Genomic DNA, 16,890 nt, shown 5'->3' with positions numbered 1-16,890 from the left:
TGCCTCTCGCGGGGCCGCTGCCACTCCAGCGCCGACTCACCGACGTACGACGTCTGACATGAACGGGACGAGCATCAGATGACCGAGACCCCCATTTCGCCAGGACACGACCGGATCGAGCCCCTCGATCTGCAGACGGAGATGCAGCAGTCGTACCTCGACTACGCGATGGCCGTCATCGTCGGCCGCGCGCTGCCCGAGGTACGCGACGGCCTCAAGCCGGTGCACCGCCGCATCCTTTACGCGATGTACGACGGCGGCTACCGGCCGGACCGGGGCTTCTCCAAGTGCTCGCGCGTCGTCGGTGACGTGATGGGTCAGTACCACCCGCACGGCGACTCGGCGATCTACGACACCCTGGTCCGGCTGGCGCAGCCGTGGGTGATGCGTGCGCCGATGATCCAGGGCCAGGGCAACTTCGGTTCGCCGGGTAACGACCCGGCCGCAGCGATGCGGTACACCGAGTGCCGGCTGGCGCCGCTGGCGATGGAGATGGTGCGCGACATCGACCAGGACACGGTCGACTTCCGCCCCAACTACGACGGCCGCTCGCAGGAACCGGTGATCCTGCCCAGCCGCTTCCCCAACCTGCTGGTGAACGGCTCGGCCGGAATCGCGGTCGGCATGGCGACGCAGATCCCGCCGCACAACCTGCGCGAGGTCGCGGCCGCGGCCCAGTGGGCGCTGGAGCACCCGGACGCCACCCAGGAAGAAGTCCTGGCGGCGTGCATGGAGAACATCAAGGGCCCGGACTTCCCGAACGGCGCGCTGATCGTCGGCTACAAGGGCATCGACGACGCCTATCGGACCGGTCGCGGCTCGGTCACCATGCGAGCGGTGGTGGACATCGAGGAGGACGCGAAGGGCCGGACCAGCCTCGTCGTCACCCAGCTGCCGTACATGGTCAACCCCGACAACCTCGCGCAGAAGATCGCCGAGCTGGTCAACACCGGGAAGATGACCGGCATCGCCGACATCCGCGACGACACCTCGTCGCGAACCGGCCAGCGCCTGGTGATCGTGCTGAAGCGCGACGCCCAGCCCCGCGTCGTACTGAACAACCTCTACAAGCACACGCAGTTGCAGGACACCTTCGGCTGCAACATGCTCGCGCTCGTCGACGGCGTACCGCGCACACTGAGCCTCGACCTGTTCATCACGCACTGGATCGACCACCAGATCGAGGTCATTCAGCGGCGGACCAAGTACCGACTGCGTGAGGCCGAGAAGCAGGCTCACATCTACCGCGGCCTGGTCAAGGCGCTGGACGCCCTCGACGAGGTCATCGCGCTGATCCGGCGCAGCCCGGACGTCGAGGAGGCCCGCGGCGGCCTGATGTCGCTGCTGGAGATCGACGAGATCCAGGCCCAGGCGATCCTGGACATGCAGCTGCGCCGGCTGGCCGCCCTGGAGCGGCAGAAGATCGTCGACCGGCTGCTCGAGCTCGAGGCCGTCATCGCCGACCTCGAGGACATCCTGGCCGACCCGGTCCGGCAGCGGACCATCGTCCGCGACGAGCTGGCCGAGATCGTCGAGCGGTACGGCGACGACCGGCGTACGGAGATCATCGCGGCCGACGGCGACCTGTCCGTGCAGGACCTGGTGCCGGACGAGGAAGTGGTCGTCACGATCACCCGCGGCGGGTACGCCAAGCGCACCAAGACCGACCTCTACCGCACCCAGAACCGGGGCGGCAAGGGCGTCCGCGGCGCGACGATGCGGGCCGAGGACGAGATCGGGCACTTCTTCGCCACCACGAACCACCACTGGATGCTGTTCTTCACCACCAAGGGCCGGGTCTACCGGGCCAAGGTGTGGCAGCTGCCCGAGTCGGCGCGCGACGCCAAGGGCTCGCACGTCGCCGGCCTGCTCTCGTTCCAGCCGGACGAGGAGATCGCCCAGGTTCTGACCCTGCGCGACTACCAGCAGGAGCCGTACCTGTTGCTCGCCACCAAGCGCGGCCTGGTGAAGAAGACGGCGCTGACCGACTACGACTCGGCCCGGCAGAGCGGCATCATCGCGGTGAACTTCCGCGACGAGGACGACGAACTGATCGGCGCCGAGGTCGGGTCGGCCGAGGACGACCTGATGCTGGTCTCCAAGAAGGGCCAGTCGATCCGCTTCACCGCGAACGACGAGCAACTGCGGCCGATGGGTCGCGCGACCTCCGGCGTCACCGGGATGAAGTTCCGCGACGGCGACGAGCTGCTCTCGATGGCCGTCATCCGGGCCGGCTCGGAGGAGGACGCGCAGTACGTCTTCACCGTCACCGACGCCGGCTACGCGAAGCGTTCGCGCGTATCGGAGTACCGGCAGCAGGGTCGTGGCGGGCTGGGCATCAAGGCGGTCAAGCTGAACGACGAGCGTGGTTCGCTGGTCGGCGCGCTGATCGTCGTCGACTCCGACCAGGTGCTCGCGATCAAGAACAGCGGCCAGGTCGTCCGCAGCCGGGTGGACAGCGTTCCGGTGAAGGGCCGCGACACGATGGGTGTGAAGTTCGCCGGAGTCGGGGAATCTGATGCTGTGGTCGCGATCGCCCGTAATACCGACCTCACCGTGAGTGAGGAAGAGGCTGAAACCGTCGAAGACGGCGAGGTCGCTGTCCAGGATGTGGATGGTGCGCCAACCGAAACGGCCCCCGAGAGCGTCCAGAATGATGAGCAGCATTCGACGGACATCGAGGGCGCGGCTACCGTCGAAGGCGACGAAGCCGGCCAGGAGGGCACCTGATGACCAACCGCGCGAGGCCGACATGGCCTGATGGGGCGGCTGACAGCTCCAAACCCGCGACGCCACCGGGCCGAACCGGTCAGGGCGGCAACGGGAAGAGCCAGGCGACCCCACCGGCCACACCCGCCTCCAACGGCCGTACGCCGTCAGGCAACGGCCAGCGGTCCGGTACGCCGACCCAGCAGCCGCCCCGCCAGACCCAGCCATCGGGCCAGCCGGCCGGTAGTCCCGCGCGTCCGCCGCAGCAACCGCCGGTCCGGCCGTCGTCGGCAGTCGGTTCCGCCGGCGCAGCGACGCAGGCTTCCCCGGTGCGACCGCCGCTGAACCCGAGCACGCCCGGTCGTCCCGAGCCGCGAGTCGGCGAGAGCCCTCTGCGCAGCGGCCAGCCGGCGACCCCGCAGTACGGGCAGACCGGCAAGGTCTCGACGCCGTCGGCCCCGGCGGAAACGTTCGGTGACAAGGTGAACGCGGCGAAGCAGGCCGTGCTCGAGAAGGCGGCCGCGGTCAAGGACGCAGCCACCACCGACCGCAGCAAGCCGGAAACGGCCGCGAAGGTGTCGAGCCGGCCGCAGACCCGGAAGGCGCGGCTCCGGCTGTCCCGGGTCGACCCGTGGTCGGTGATGAAGACGGCGTTCCTGCTCTCGATCGCGTTCGGCATCGTCACCTGGGTCGCGGTGTTCATCGTCTGGTCGGCGATCGGCGCGGCCGGCGTCTTCGACAACATCAACAACACGGTGTCGGAGGTTCTCGGCACCCCGTCGGCCGAGCCGTTCCGGATCGAGGACTACATCAACACCGGCAAGGTGATGGGATTCACCACCCTGCTGGCCTGTGCCGATGTGCTGATCATCACCGCGCTGGCCACCCTCGGATCGTTCCTCTACAACATCGCGGCCACCCTGCTGGGCGGCCTCGAAGTGACGCTGGCCTCCGAGGACTGAGTCCTTCCCGCCGTTCCGTCCGGGCTTCTTGAGCGCCCGGGCGGAACCGGTTTGGGAGAGAGGCGATCAGTGCGGTAATCTCTCCGAGGTTCTTCCCCCGCAGTTGCGGGCCTATAGCTCAGTTGGTTAGAGCGCTGCCCTGATAAGGCAGAGGTCACAGGTTCAAATCCTGTTAGGCCCACCCCCAGATCGACATCGATCCAAGGAGTCCCCGGTGCTGAAGAAGGTTCTGCTGGTTCTGCTGGCCAGCGTCGGTGGATACTTCGTCTACAGGAAGTCCCAGCAGGCCCGCGCCGAGCAGGACCTCTGGGCCGAGGCCGTAGACCCGGTCACCCCCGGGCACTGATCCCCCACGGGGGCGTAGCTCAACTGGCAGAGCACTGCCTTTGCAAGGCAGGGGTTAGGGGTTCGAGTCCCCTCGTCTCCACCCCAACAAAAGCCGGTTCCCCCAGGAACCGGCTTTCTGTTCGTACGCCGCAAGTCCCCCACGCACCCGCCGCCGATCGCTCCTCCGTCACTCCCAGCTCTGGGCGCTCCCACCCACCCGAACTGCCGCTCCTCCGCGGTGGGTGCGCGCGCGGGTCTGCTGCTGAGCGCGGTCGGTCAATCATGGCCTGTCTTCTCTTCTGAGGCCGCCGAAGAGGATCTTGTTGGCGACCTTGAGGGCATCCAGGAATCCGCCCTCGTCAGGGGAGCCGGCGTCGACCTGGACGATGAATACCCATCCAGCGTCGCGCCAGGTGTGCACGTCGTAGGCGTAGCGCGACCCGCGCTTCTCCTTGTTGATGACCCGATAACGCCACTCGCCGATTTGGAACGGCCAGCTCCAGTACTGGGTGCTTCCGGTGTCGTGGAGACAGAGCGGCGGCCGAATTCTCATTTCCGCTGGGATTTCCACCTGGTCGGTGGTCTGCGCCTTCCAGGCTGCGGCTTCCTTTGCTGTACGGCGCACTCGCTCCACCAGTGCTTCCTCGACGCCGGCGGCAGCGAGGAGGTCGAGAGTCTGCTGGTCGTACGGGTCGATCTGATGCTCAGCCATTGGAGTCAGTCTCCTGTTGCCGGGTGCCGGTCTCGAACCGCCGACCTTCCGCTTTCAGTCTGACCCCCAATGACCCCGCACAGCATGGACCTGGCGGCACCGCTCACGACGCGAGTCCTGGAACGTACGGTCCGCGGCTCTGGAGCTTCCATCCGCGGAAATGGCGCTTCTCGTCGTGGTGGGGTCGTAGCCTCGTGTCTCGTGACGGATCCGGCTCAGGTCGTTCGCGTTCGGGAGGCAGCGCCGGGCGACGGGGATGCGCTTGCGGAGCTGCATGCTCGGTCGAGGGCGGTGTACTACGCGGCAGGTGGCTATGAAGTCCCGGCGGTACCTGACGCGGAGTACCGGGAGACCTGGCGCAAGATGGTGGTGGACTCGCGACTGGCTGTCTTGGTAGCAGTCTTGGGCGATGACGTCGTCGGTGTGCTCACCGTGGATGGCAGCGGAGTGTTTCCGACGAATGCACCTCACGAGAGGCGCGTCAGGCTCGTCGGGATCTTTGTCGAGCCAGGCCGGTGGTCGAGTGGCGTTGGTAGCGCCCTGATGGGACGCTTCGTCTCCATCGCACGCCAGGGTGATGCTGTAGGCGAGGTGGATGTCTGGGAGCGGAACACTCGTGCCCTCCGCTTCTACGAGCGACACGGCTGGACCCGCGACGGAACTTCGCGTCCCGGCCCAGCTGGAGCGGACTACATCGGCTTCGTACACCTGCCATAACCCGGCACGAGCTCGCGACCTTCCCCCGCGCCGGTACGCCGACGGGCCGCCTCCGGCCGGTGGGGGGAAAGTTGCCGTGGGGTGTCGATGTGGGGTCGGGGTGTCCGACGCAAGGGTGAGCGGGGATCAATCGACTTTCAAGGAGCGCATCGTGTCGGAGAACGACGGGAACAACGGGCAGGGGCAGAGGAAGGTTGTGGCGGCCTATTTCGTGTCGCTCGATGGGGTGGCTGAGGCGGCCGATCGGTTTCTGGCCGGGTGGGATGACGAGGTGGACGCCAGGGGTAGCGAACTCATCGCCGGCCAGGACGCGATCATTCTCGGGCGGCGGACGTACGACGAGTGGGTCGGGTTCTGGCCGAGCAGCGACGTGGAGCCGTTCGCGTCGTTCATCAACGCGGCTCCGAAGTACGTCGCGACGTCGACACCGCTCGAGAGCGAGTGGGCCAACGCGAGCGTGATCGAGGGCGACCTGGTCGAGTTCGTGAAGGACCTGAAGTCGCAGCCGGGTGGCGACATCGGGATCCACGGCAGCATCTCGATCACCCACACCCTGCTCGCCGCCGGCCTCGTCGACGAACTCCAACTCGTCGTCGTCCCGACCATCGCCCCAGCCGCGGGTCAGAAGAAGCTGCTCGACAACCTGCCACCCATCCAACTCGAAACGGTCAACAGCACCACCTCCTCCAGCGGCTACGTGATGTCCACCTACCGCGTCCGCAGCTAGCGCCTGTCCACAGACTTCCCCACAGCGGTGAACAACCCGAACCTCGGCGGGCGCGGGCCGGGTGCTTGACAGCGGGTTGGGTGGCGTGGAAAGAGAGGGGATGGCGAAATTTGGGCGGGATGACGAGTTGCGCGGGGCGGAGTTCGTCGAGGTGGATCTGCGGGGCGCCCGGTTCGTGGGGAGCGATCTTTCGCGGGTGGTGATGCGTGGGGTGCTGGTGGACGCGGCGGACATCGACGCGCCGTGGCTGACCGAGGGCGAGGGAGTTCTCAAGGTCAACGGGGTCGATGTCGTGCCGTTCGTGGAGGCTGAGCTTGATCGCCGGTTTCCCGGTCGAAGTGAGCGGCGGGCCGGTGATCCCGAGGGGTTGCAGAAGGCGTGGGCCGTGCTCGAGCGGACCTGGGCGGCAACGCTGGAGCGGGTCGCGGCGATGCCCGAAGGCACTGTGGACGTGTCGGTGGATGGCGAATGGTCGTTCGCGCAGACTCTGCGGCATCTGGTCCTCGCGACAGACGCGTGGCTGGGCCGCTCGGTCCTCGAACTCGAGCAGCCGTTCCACCCGCTCGGGCTCGGGAGTGGCGACGAGGACGGGCTGGACATGTCGATCTTCGTGACCAGCAAACCGTCGTACGGCGAAGTGCTGGAAGCTCGGGCTGGTCGCGTCGCGCTGGTCCGCGACTTCCTCGCCAAGGTCACGGCGGACGAGTTGGCCGCGGTACACCGCAATCCGTGGTCGCCGGAGTATCCCGAGAGCACTCTCACCTGCGTGCACGTGATCCTCGAGGAGGAGTGGGAGCACCACCGGTACGCCGTACGCGACCTCGACGCGATCGAGAGTGTCTGAGCGCTCAGCTAGCGTGCCGGTCCATGAGCTCTGAAGACTGGCTGGTGGAGACCCGGACGTCGTACGACACGGTCGCCGACAGCTATGCCGAGATCGTGCGGGACCTGCTCGAGCAGACGCCGTACGAGCGGGCGATGCTGGACGCGTTCGTCCGGGAGGTCGGGGGCCGTGGGCTGATCGGCGATGTCGGCTGTGGTTCAGGGCGGATCGCCGGGTATCTAAGGAGGGCGGCAGGCGACGTTCTCGGGATCGACCTGTCGCCCGCGATGATCGAGGTGGCCCGGCGAGAGCATCCCGGCGTACGGTTCGAGGTCGGGTCGATGACCGAGCTCGACCTCGCTGATGAATCGCTGGCGGGGTTGGTCGCATGGTATTCGCTGATCCACATCCCCGATCACCAACTGGGTCTGGTCCTTGAGCAGTTCCGGCGCGTACTGCGGCCCGGGTGCCCGTTGCTGATCGGGTTTCACGTGGGCGACGAGACGCGGCTGAAGACATCGGGGTACGGCGGGCACCCGATGAACCTCCACGTTCACCTGCGCCAGCCGGCCCGGATGGCTGCCTGGCTTGGCGATGCGGGGTTCACCGTCGAGGCGCAGCTGACGCTCAGCTCGGCCGAGAGCAAGCTGGGCGGAGTCCTCGTCGCGCGCTAGCGCCTCACAATCTGGCGGGCAGTTTCGTCGGAGGTGTGTACACATCGACGACGATCGAGGAGTCCATCATGGATGCCCGTTTGAACCTCTTCGCAGACCCGGCCATGGGCAAGACGCTGAAGTACCTCGCGTCCGCGGGCCGCGTCGCCGCGGAATCGACGCTGCCGGAGGCCACCCAGGAGCTGGTGCGACTTCGAGCCAGCCAGATCAACGGCTGCGGCTTCTGCACCGATATGCACACCAAGGACGCCGCGGCGGCTGGTGAGACCCAGCAGCGCCTCAACCTGGTCGCGGCCTGGCGAGAGGCGACCGTCTTCACCGAGGCCGAGCGCGCGGCGCTGGAGTTGGCCGAGCAGGGCACGCGGATCGCGGACGCGGCCGGCGGAGTGACGGACGAAGCGTGGGCCAACGCAGCCAAGCACTTCAACGAGGAGGAACTAGCTGCCCTGGTGTCGACGATCGCCATCATCAACGCCTTCAACCGGCTGAACGTCATCATCCAGCAGCCCGCCGGCGACTACCAGCCGGGCATGTTCGGCTGACCGGATCTCAGTTCCTCCCGCCTGGTGGCTCAACGCGTGAGGTTGTTGCTGGAGGCCACGAAGTTGTTGCTATGAGCACCTATGTGAGGTGACGGTTCGGGTACGGATTGTCACGGGGTACGCGCTGTTTGTTTGCGGGTGCGTGCAGATGTCCGGACCGGCCTAGCGGGCAGTGGAGCGGACGCCTGATCGTCTGTTGAGGAAGCGACATCGGGCGATCACTGACGGCGAGTCGACGCGCGGACCTAGCGGGCCACGCGTCGGCCGGTCGACGACGGAGGCTCCGGACACGTGCTCGAGACCTATCGCGGAATCCCGTACCTGCTGGACACCTGGCTCTTCCTCACCGCGATGACGCTGCCGGTCGCGCTCTCGGCGGCCCGCCGGCCGGCCGGGATCGTGCCACGACTGGCGTCGCTGCTGATGCCGGCGTCGTTCGCGCTGGTGCTGGCGGCGACGCTCAGTCCGACAGCGCATCGGCTGGCGGGCGTCGGCGTCTGTGGGACGCACCTGACGACCACAGGCGGCCTCACCTCGATGCAGGGCTTGCTGAACGTCCTGCTGTTCATCCCCGCCGCCGGCATGCTCACATTGACCAGCGGGCGACCCACTGACGGGATCGCGGCCGGCATCGGGCTGTCCGCGACGGTCGAGGCGGTGCAAGCACTGATCCCACCGCTCGGCCGATCCTGCCAATTGCACGACCTGATCGCGAACACCCTCGGCGCCTTCGCCGGAGTCGGCCTAGCGGCAGCGGTGCAGGTGGCGACCCGAACGAGGACACTGACCAGCCCGGCGTACGTCGTGGAGCACGGCGCCGTCCTCGTCTCCCGAAGCCCAGCCCGCCACCGCCGAGGCGAACTGGTCCCCTCACTACTCCGTACTACGCCTGTCGGCCGTCCCCTGATCTCAAAAGCCGGCCGTCCACGCCCACTCGCCCGGCTGCGCTGACAAACACTCGCCTCACGGCTGGGTCCAGGGCGGACGGGTCAACAATGAGCGGCGAGCTGGGAAATGTCCGCATAGTTTTCCACAGGGTGTGGATGAAGCGGGGGATGAAGGCGCACGCGGATGCAGATATCCGCCGGGTGCAGCGGCGCAGCGCAGCCTTGTGAGATCGATGTCATGCCGGGGATGAATCGGTCCTCCACGGCCGGGCTGAGACGTGGCCGCCGGCGGTTCGGGACGGAAGATATCCACAGGTCAGGGGCGGACTTCGAGGCCTAGGGAGGTGGTGATGACCATGGCTTGGGGGAGGTCGACGATCGCGCCTTTGAGTTCGACCGTGAGGGGGTCGAGGGTGGACAGGTCCGAGCCGCGCAGGTCGCAGCCGGAGAAGTCGGCCCGCTGCATCGAAGCACCGGAGAGGTCGAGATTCCGTAGTACGGACTTGCCGGCGCGAAGGCCCGTCAGGTCTGCTTCGCGCAGTTTCACGCCGGACAGCTCGGCTCCCCGCAGGTCGGCGCCGGGGAGGCTGGCGAAGGACCAGTCGCCGCCGGTCACCTTCATCAGGCTGTAGGTACAGTCGTCGAACCTGCTGCCCATCAGCTTGCACCGGGTGAACGTAGTGTCGAAGAACGAACAGCGGACGAAGGTGCAGTTCACGAACGCCGCGTCCGTGTGACTGGACGCGTTGAACCGCACGCCGCGGAAGACGCACTCCTCGAACACCCCGCCGGCGTTGCTGATCTCGGTCAGGTCCGAGTCGATGAACAACACCCGGGTGTAGGTCTGTCCGGACGGATCGGCGTCGTCCCAGTCCCTGATCGTGGACTCGGTGGCGGGTGTCTGACGTCCGTGCGTGCGGTCGGCCATCGGCCACCATCCTTCGATTCGGCAAGTCAACCCGGTCCATGCATTGTGACGACCCCGACGGACAAATTTCAGCTGATCGCCGAACACGGCAGGCACGATGGAGGGGTGACCGGATCAGAACGGGTGATGGTTTTCGGCGCGGGCGGCTTCCTCGGGGGCCGGATCTGCGCATTGCTGGCCGAGCGCGGGATCGAGCACCGGGGGTTCACCAGGAGCAGTGGTGAACCGCATCGGCGGTTCGATCTGGCCTTCGATCACCACTACGCCCTCGACACCCAGCTCGCGATGTACAAGCCGACCGTGATCATCAACGCCGCAGCCGCGACCCAAGGCGACATCGTGGCCCTGACCAGGGGAAACGTGGTCGCGGTCCAGGCGCTGCTCGAGTCGGCCCGGCACCACGCGACCAACGCCCGCTTCGTCCAGCTCGGCTCGGCGGCGGAGTACGGCGGCGCGCCGCGGGGCACCAGCCAGGACGAGGAGGCGGAGCTCCGGCCGGGCGCGGCGTACGGGATCACCAAGTTGGCCGGCTCGGAGCTCGTACTGCGTGCGCAGCGCCACGGGGCCGACGCGGTCGTGCTGCGCTCGTTCAACATCAGCGGGCCTGGTTCGCCGGCCAGTACGTTGCTCGGCCGGGTCGTGCGCCAGTTGGGCACCACCGCCACCCTGCAACTAGGGTCGCTCGACGCCTGGCGGGACTACATCGACGTACGGGACGTCGCCGAGGCAGTGGTCGCAGTGGCGACAGCGGAGGACAGGCTGCCGCCGGTGTTCAATGTCGGCTCCGGGCGGGCTGTGCTGGCCAGGGACGTCGTGCAGCGGCTGGTTGAGTTCAGCGGGACTTCTACGCAGATCACCGAAGGCGTCGTGCACCCGGACCACGCAGGCTCGGCTGCCGAGGACGTGCCGTGGCAGCAGGCCGACACCACGCTGATCCAGAAGCACCTCGGCTGGTCGCCCGCGATCAGCCTGGACCAGTCGCTGAAGGACACCTGGGCCGCTCGGGGTTGAATGGCTGGGTGGAGATCCGCTCAGCCTGCCAGCCGGCACCGGATCGGTTGCCACCGTCCGTCAACGAGGACCTGGTCCTGACCGGGCCGGACTTCGTGGTCGTGCTCGACGGGGCGACGGCGCCGCCTGAACTCGCTTCGGGGTGCCGGCACGACGTCGCGTGGCTGGTCGAGCGGCTCGGTGGACAGTTGGTTCTGCCATTGCTGGGGAGATCGACGGCGCCACTGGCGGATCTGCTGGCCGATGCGATCGCTGCCGTCTGCGCGGAGCACGCCGGCACCTGCGACCTCACGAACCCGGACAGCCCGTCCACGACGGTGTCGATGCTCCGGGTCGGTGCGGATCAGGTGGACCATCTGGTGCTGGCGGACTCCCCGATCGTGCTGCGGTCGCCGGATCGCCGGCTCACGGTGGTGGCGGACAACCGGGTCGACCTGCTGCCGGAGTACACGTTCGAAGCGATTCGGCGGATGCGGAACCAGCCCGGCGGGTTCTGGGTGGCGAGTACGGCACCCAAGGCGGCGTACGAGGCGATTGTCGGTACTACGGAACGCGCGGTGGTCGAGGTGGTCGCGGTGCTGACCGATGGTGCGTCGCGGTACTCGGAGCGGTACGGGCACAGCTGGGACGAGTTGATCGAGGTGCTGGAGACGGACGGGCCGTTGGGGTTGATCGCGCGGGTTCGCGAGTACGACCGGATGGCGTCGGTGGGGAGCTTTTGGGGCAAGCGGCATGATGATGCGACGGCGGTGTTCTGCCGGGTGGGCTGATCCTTCGAGGACGGCCGAATCTGCAGCAATTGGCCTGTGGACAACTCCGGAACGCTCCCCACGCTGCGATAACTTGTTGAACAAGGGGACCGGGGAGGTGGGGGAACGATGAGTCACAATCAAGGCCCGTACGACGGGCCGCCGCCGCCGTACCCGACCCCAGCGCCGCCCGCGGGGCCGATGCAGCAAGCCGCTCGCCCTGCGGGGTCGCAGGAGTACGGCGGCTCGCGGGGCGGGGCGCCGCAGTACGTCGGTCCGGGCGGGTATCCAGGCGCACAAGGCGGGACACCGTACTCGGGACCGGCAGGAGCGCAGGGCGGAGCGCCGTATCCGGGACCGGCGGGTCCTCAGGGCGGAGCGCCTTATCCGGTGCCGGCGGGAGTGCAGGGGGGAGTGCCGTATCCGGGACCCGCCGGGTATGCGGGGCCGCAGGGCGGGGCGCAGTTCGGGCCGTATCCGGGGGCGTATCCGATCGTGCAGTCGGGGCCGAAGTACCGGGCGTTGCGGCGGACGGCGCAGGTGAGTGTGTTGTTGATGGGGCTCACCTCGGTGGCGGCGGTGGTCCAGTCGATCGTGCTGTGGCGGTCGTATTCGGGCGTCAAGCGGTTCATCTATCTGTTGGTGTCTGAGGACGAGTACCAGCGCGGCGTCGAGCGGATCGCACACACCGGACCGCTGCTCGACCTCGTCAACTACCTCTTTCTCGGGACCGGGATCGCCTTCCTGATCTGGCTCTGGCAGGCGCGGGAGAACACGGAGATCCTCAAGCCCGACTTCGCCTCCAGCTACCAAGGCGGCTACAACTCACGCAGTGGCGCGCACCGGCACGCGCAAGGGTGGACCGTCGGTGGCTGGATCTGCCCGATCGTCCAGTTCTGGTATCCGCTGCAGATCGTCCAGGACGTCGTCACCGCCAGCGAGCCACCGAATGAACCAGGCGTCGCAAGGTCCGGCCAGGTGAAGTCGTTGCTGTACAGCTGGTGGGCTTCGTGGACCGCCTTCTGGGTGATCCTCGTGGGCGGAGGCGGGTTCGCGGGCATCAGTTTCATCGTCTGGCTGGTCCGGCTGGTCGACCAGGCCCAGGCCGCCGAGGCGACCGACGGCTATGTCGACATCTACGACATGCAGACGTTCATGGTCCGGGTGGCCCTCGGCGTCAACATCGGCTTCACCGTCGCCACGCTTCTCCTGATCGCCGCAGCGGTCACGAGCTCCTTGCTCATGTTCCGCGTCACCGGCTGGCAACAGTCCCAGGCCGACGCCCGCATCTCCCCAACTCCCCCGGTGCCGTCAGGTCAGTCGAGCCAATCGGTGCCGCAACAGCCGAGCTACCTGCCGCCGGGACCGCCGCAGTACGCGCCGCGGCCGCTGCCCGGGTTCACGACTCAGTCGGCTCCGCGCTTTCCGTCCTACGGCAGCGAGCAACAGCAGTCCGGAAGCTTCGAACCGCCTTCCCACTAGGCGAATTGCCGGAAGCTGCAAATCTCGGCCGGGAATGTAGTTGATGCGGTACGTTTGCGGCCGAATTCGGCGACGATCAGCGATCGCCGACCTTCCGCCGTACGGGGTTCTCATGCGTAAGTCAGCTCTTGCCGTCCTGCCCGTTGCGCTGGTCGCGGCAACTCTCAGCGGTCCGGCTGCCCAGGCCGTCGGTGTCGCGCAGATCGGCTGGACCGACGCAACGCACACCAACATCCGGATCAGCTGGCCGGCTCACGACGGGCCGCTCCAGGTCGTCAGCAAGACCCCGTTCACCGCCGAGCGGGTTCTGGCCGACCAGACATTGGCCGGCCAGGTCGTCATCGCGAAGAACCAACTGCAGGCTGCTTCGACCGATGTGGTGGTCGAGGTTCGCGACGCCACCTCCAAGGAGTTGGTCGCGCAGACGACTCACTTCGACACCCTGGCGCCGTACCCCAGCCTCGACTGGCCGGCGAAAGCGGCTGCCGGCGGTGCGATCACCGTCAGCTGGACGTTCGCGTCGTCTACCGGGTCGCCCGACAGCACTCCGAACGATCCGCTGGACGTGACGCCGACGGCGGCCCGCATTCGGATCACCGGCACCAACGGCTGCACCTGGACGAAGCTGCCGGCCGTGAACGGGCAACACGGAAGCACCACGCTGCCGTACCAGAAGCCGCCGTTCCGGGTCGGGACCTACGCCGACACAGAGTGGGGCAGCAGCCAGGACCAAGGGCTGGCAGTGGTCAATTTCGCGGTCAGCCAGAAGGTGCCGGTCTCGACGCCGTACGGCGACGACATCCGGGTCCCGTTCACGAGCGACGCGATCCGCCCCGGCAAGTGCACGAACGGAGTGGCCGGCGCTCCATACAAGGTCTCGGTCCAGAACGCCGTTGATCTGCAGACGCGGAACAGTTCCACGGCCGGGTGGAGATCGACTTCGGGCGGCGCTGTCATCTGGCCCGGGGGCACTCCGAAGGTGTTCCGGGAAACTTCGATCGGCGCCCGGGAGTACCGCACGGTCGCGTACAACGACTACGAGGCCGCGGTGCTCGCGGGATCCGATCCCGAGGTCAACTGGGTGGCTGGCTACAGCGCGGTGACGCCGCCGGTGGCTGCGGTGGCGCCGTACAAGTTGATGCGGGCGATGTTCAGTCCGGCGACGATGACGCTGGGGCAGAAGACGACCGCAGTGATCGGCGTCCGGCCGTACACCAATGTCACCGGCATCATCCAGCGGTGGAACGGCACGGCGTGGGTGACCCACAGCAGCCTGGCGATCCGGTCGGGCGACGGCACCTACTCCTACAAGCCGACCGCGCGCGGGAAGCAGACCTTCCGGTTCCTGGTGCCGAGTTCGACGTACGGCGGGCTCAAGATCAACTGGATCGCGACGAACGCGTTCAGCCTGACGGTGCGCTGAGCTGGAGCGCAGCCTCGGCGGCGGGCAGGGCGAGAGCTCGGTCTGCCGCCGACAAGCCGAGCCGGGTACGCCGGTCGAGTAGGTCGTCCGCGGTGAGCGCGCCTTCATGCCGTACTGCGAAGCGGAGCTCCGCGTGCGTCGTGGCCAGCCCCGGCGCGACGGGCTCCAGCAGCGAAGGCTCGCAAGCGATCACCTCAGTAGCCTCCACGCCGTACCGCTGGACGAAGCGCGCAGGGGCACGCACTGCCGCGAGCTGCACCCGATCGGCCGCGCCGACCAGCGGGATCCGATGCGTCAGACACGGCCGCCCAGTCGTGAGCCGGCCGCCGGCCAGCCCGGCGTCGAGTGCGTCCTGCGCCATCCGCCGGTACGTCGTGAGCTTGCCACCCACGATCGTGACGAGCCCGTCGGTGCCGGTGATGACCGCGTGCCGCCGGGAGATGTCCGCGGTCTTGTCCTCGCCGCGGTGATGACCGGTGTCGAGCAGCGGCCGCAGTCCGGCGTACGTGCCGAGCAGGTCCGCTCTGGTCAGCGGGACCTGGACGGCCGAACTGATGGTGCCGAGCAGGTAGTCGATCTCCGCGTCCGTCGCCACCGGTACGTCGCTCACCGGGCCCGGCGCCTCCTCGTCGGTCAACCCGACGTAGACCCGCCCGTCCGGCGCCGGAATCGCCATCACCACGCGACGCAACTCCCCCGGCACCGGCACAGTCAGCACCGCGGACAGACCGCCGAAAGCCGACTGCGGCAATACCAGATGCGCTCCGCGGCTCGGGCGAAGTTTGATGCCTGAGGCAACTTGATCGGCCCAGATGCCGGTCGCGTTGATCACCAGCGAGGCGTCGACGTCGATCCGTCGCCCGGACAACTGGTCGACCACGACCGCACCGCGCCCGGTGACCTGTTCGGCAGCGCAGCGGGTCAGCACCCGAGCGCCGTACTGCGCGGCGGTGCGCGCGATCGCGACGACCAGCCGCGCATCGTCGTACAGCTGCCCGTCCCAGGTGAGGAAGCCGCCACGGAGGCCGTCCGGGCGCAAGGTCGGGGCGTAACGGAGGAGCTCGGCCGAGCTGACCCGGCGCGAATGCGGCAGGTAGTCGTCGCTGGTATGGGCGAACGTGCGCAGCACATCGCCGCCGAGGAAGGCGCCACGCAGCATCGCTGCCTGCATGAACCTTGCCTGCGGCAACCAAGGTGCCACCTGCGGGACCGGATGGACGAGATGCGGAGCGGTCGTCTTCATCAGGATGCCGCGCTCGACGGCGCTCTCGTACGCGATGCCGACGTGCCCGGAGACCAGGTACCGCAGGCCGCCGTGCACGAGCTTCGAACTCCACCGGCTGGTCCCGAAAGCCAGGTCGTGCTTCTCCACCAAGGCAACTGACAACCCGCGCGCGGCGGCGTCGAGGGCAACCCCGGCACCGGTCACGCCACCGCCGATGACCAGCACGTCGACCTGGCGGGTGGTGTCCAGCCAGTCGAGCTCGCGGGTACGGCGGGCCGCGTTCAGGCTGGCGTTGCCAACGGCAATCATGGCACCAAGTACCTGGTCAGCATCACGCGCAGCTCCTCGTCGAGCTTCGGGTACTCCGCCGCTTCGGCGAGCACCGGACCGGACACGGCCGACGCCAGCGAGACCAGGATGATCTGCCGCGACAGCCAGTCGGGATCGCCGTCCCGGATCGAACCGTCCTCCTGACCGGCCCGGATGCCCGCCTCGACCAGAGCCAGATGGGCGACCGTGCTGCTGCCGCGGCGCTCCAGCAGATACGGCGTGAGGAACTCGGGATCCAGCTCGATGATCTTGCGCATCAGCGGGTGGGTCCGGGTCTTCGCGACCACCTCGACCACACCCTCGACCAGGCGCGATCGCCCGTCCACGGCGTCGGGCTGGAAGGCCGAGACCAGCGCGGTGGTCCACTCGCGCGTCATCAGCGCGGCCACCACGGCCTGCACGTTCGGCCAGCGGCGATACAGCGTGGCGCGGGAGACCTCGGCGTGCCGGGCGATGTCGGCCATCGTCATCCGCCGCATCCCGATCGCCAGCAGCAGCTCGTACGCCGCGTCGAGGATCCGCTCCTCGCCGATGGCATTCGCGGGCGCGGGCCGGCTCGATGCGGTCGAGCCGGTGGATTCGTTGTCGGTGTCGCTGATACGCTGAGACATCACACGCCAAAGTGTATCAGCGACTTTGGTGTCGGGGAACGGTCTCGCGGG

17 protein-coding genes and 2 tRNA genes are annotated in these 16,890 nt (G+C 67.9%); 15 read left to right on the top strand and 4 right to left on the bottom strand.

Annotation, left to right across the window (positions count from 1 at the left end):
• Positions 1 to 78: 78 nt before the first annotated feature.
• The 5 genes from gyrA (at position 79) to DIZ26_RS23385 (ending at position 4,098) form a co-directional block, all read left to right on the top strand.
• Positions 79 to 2,730: a DNA gyrase subunit A gene (gene gyrA / locus DIZ26_RS23400; RefSeq protein ID WP_112245006.1), complete on the top strand. Its 2,652-nt coding sequence runs from the start codon at positions 79 to 81 to the stop codon at positions 2,728 to 2,730.
• The gene (locus DIZ26_RS23395) at positions 2,730 to 3,671 is read left to right on the top strand and encodes a DUF3566 domain-containing protein (RefSeq protein ID WP_112245004.1); all 942 of its coding nucleotides are present in this window, start codon (positions 2,730 to 2,732) and stop codon (positions 3,669 to 3,671) included. The genes gyrA and DIZ26_RS23395 overlap by 1 nt, the downstream gene beginning before the upstream one ends.
• Positions 3,672 to 3,778: 107 nt before the next feature.
• A tRNA-Ile gene (locus DIZ26_RS23390) sits at positions 3,779 to 3,852 on the top strand.
• A 33-nt stretch (positions 3,853 to 3,885) separates the two neighbouring features.
• Positions 3,886 to 4,017, top strand: a complete 132-nt coding sequence (locus DIZ26_RS38380; RefSeq protein ID WP_232828540.1) for a DLW-39 family protein — start codon at positions 3,886 to 3,888, stop codon at positions 4,015 to 4,017.
• Positions 4,018 to 4,025: 8 nt separating this feature from the next.
• Positions 4,026 to 4,098: transfer RNA gene (locus DIZ26_RS23385), tRNA-Ala, on the top strand.
• A 180-nt stretch (positions 4,099 to 4,278) separates the two neighbouring features.
• On the opposite strand, the gene DIZ26_RS23380 is transcribed toward DIZ26_RS23385, so the two are convergent.
• Positions 4,279 to 4,710 carry a hypothetical protein gene (locus DIZ26_RS23380; protein ID WP_112245002.1) on the bottom strand — a complete coding sequence of 144 codons (432 nt, stop codon included), beginning with the start codon at positions 4,708 to 4,710 and terminating at the stop codon, positions 4,279 to 4,281.
• A gap of 201 nt (positions 4,711 to 4,911) precedes the next feature.
• Between DIZ26_RS23380 and DIZ26_RS23375 the strand changes: the two genes are divergently transcribed.
• The 6 genes from DIZ26_RS23375 (at position 4,912) to DIZ26_RS23350 (ending at position 9,144) form a co-directional block, all read left to right on the top strand.
• Positions 4,912 to 5,427: a GNAT family N-acetyltransferase gene (locus tag DIZ26_RS23375; RefSeq protein WP_157979793.1), complete on the top strand. Its 516-nt coding sequence runs from the start codon at positions 4,912 to 4,914 to the stop codon at positions 5,425 to 5,427.
• Positions 5,428 to 5,578: 151 nt separating this feature from the next.
• Positions 5,579 to 6,154: a dihydrofolate reductase family protein gene (locus DIZ26_RS23370; protein WP_198676245.1), complete on the top strand. Its 576-nt coding sequence runs from the start codon at positions 5,579 to 5,581 to the stop codon at positions 6,152 to 6,154.
• Between the two features lie 100 nt (positions 6,155 to 6,254).
• Entirely contained in the window at positions 6,255 to 6,998 is a 744-nt protein-coding gene (locus DIZ26_RS23365; RefSeq protein ID WP_112244996.1) for a DinB family protein, read from the top strand.
• 23 nt (positions 6,999 to 7,021) lie between these two features.
• The gene (locus DIZ26_RS23360; RefSeq protein WP_112244994.1) at positions 7,022 to 7,651 is read left to right on the top strand and encodes a class I SAM-dependent methyltransferase; all 630 of its coding nucleotides are present in this window, start codon (positions 7,022 to 7,024) and stop codon (positions 7,649 to 7,651) included.
• Between the two features lie 68 nt (positions 7,652 to 7,719).
• On the top strand, positions 7,720 to 8,193 hold the full coding sequence (locus DIZ26_RS23355) for a carboxymuconolactone decarboxylase family protein (RefSeq protein WP_112244992.1): 474 nt from the start codon (positions 7,720 to 7,722) through the stop codon (positions 8,191 to 8,193).
• A 291-nt stretch (positions 8,194 to 8,484) separates the two neighbouring features.
• Positions 8,485 to 9,144 (top strand): VanZ family protein, encoded by a 660-nt coding sequence (locus DIZ26_RS23350; RefSeq protein WP_112244990.1) that lies wholly within the window; start codon positions 8,485 to 8,487, stop codon positions 9,142 to 9,144.
• Positions 9,145 to 9,396: 252 nt separating this feature from the next.
• Here the strand turns inward: DIZ26_RS23350 and DIZ26_RS23345 are convergent, their stop codons facing one another.
• Entirely contained in the window at positions 9,397 to 10,008 is a 612-nt protein-coding gene (locus DIZ26_RS23345; protein ID WP_112244988.1) for a pentapeptide repeat-containing protein, read from the bottom strand.
• Positions 10,009 to 10,113: 105 nt separating this feature from the next.
• Here DIZ26_RS23345 and DIZ26_RS23340 point away from each other — a divergent pair, with 105 nt between their 5' ends.
• The 4 genes from DIZ26_RS23340 to DIZ26_RS23325 all read left to right on the top strand — a co-directional run bounded on the left by DIZ26_RS23340 (position 10,114) and on the right by DIZ26_RS23325 (position 14,673).
• Positions 10,114 to 11,019: an NAD-dependent epimerase/dehydratase family protein gene (locus DIZ26_RS23340; RefSeq protein WP_232828539.1), complete on the top strand. Its 906-nt coding sequence runs from the start codon at positions 10,114 to 10,116 to the stop codon at positions 11,017 to 11,019.
• 8 nt (positions 11,020 to 11,027) lie between these two features.
• A complete protein-coding gene (locus tag DIZ26_RS23335) occupies positions 11,028 to 11,789 on the top strand; it encodes a protein phosphatase 2C domain-containing protein (protein ID WP_112244985.1) in 762 nt (253 codons plus the stop codon).
• A 108-nt stretch (positions 11,790 to 11,897) separates the two neighbouring features.
• Positions 11,898 to 13,250, top strand: coding sequence for a DUF4328 domain-containing protein (locus DIZ26_RS23330; protein WP_157979792.1), 1,353 nt, complete (start codon positions 11,898 to 11,900; stop codon positions 13,248 to 13,250).
• Positions 13,251 to 13,362: 112 nt separating this feature from the next.
• Entirely contained in the window at positions 13,363 to 14,673 is a 1,311-nt protein-coding gene (locus tag DIZ26_RS23325; RefSeq protein WP_112244981.1) for a hypothetical protein, read from the top strand.
• Here the strand turns inward: DIZ26_RS23325 and DIZ26_RS23320 are convergent.
• Both DIZ26_RS23320 and DIZ26_RS23315 read right to left on the bottom strand, forming a co-directional pair.
• Positions 14,654 to 16,207 carry a glycerol-3-phosphate dehydrogenase/oxidase gene (locus DIZ26_RS23320; RefSeq protein WP_112244979.1) on the bottom strand — a complete coding sequence of 518 codons (1,554 nt, stop codon included), beginning with the start codon at positions 16,205 to 16,207 and terminating at the stop codon, positions 14,654 to 14,656. The two genes, DIZ26_RS23325 and DIZ26_RS23320, sit on opposite strands and share 20 nt — an antisense overlap.
• Positions 16,204 to 16,839, bottom strand: coding sequence for a TetR/AcrR family transcriptional regulator (locus DIZ26_RS23315; RefSeq protein ID WP_112244977.1), 636 nt, complete (start codon positions 16,837 to 16,839; stop codon positions 16,204 to 16,206). Before DIZ26_RS23315 ends, DIZ26_RS23320 begins: the two co-directional genes overlap by 4 nt.
• Positions 16,840 to 16,890 lie beyond the last annotated feature (51 nt).

The organism is Kribbella monticola (assembly GCF_003261635.1).
In the GTDB taxonomy this organism is placed as follows: domain Bacteria; phylum Actinomycetota; class Actinomycetes; order Propionibacteriales; family Kribbellaceae; genus Kribbella; species Kribbella monticola.
This window is presented reverse-complemented; position numbering and strand designations above follow the sequence as displayed.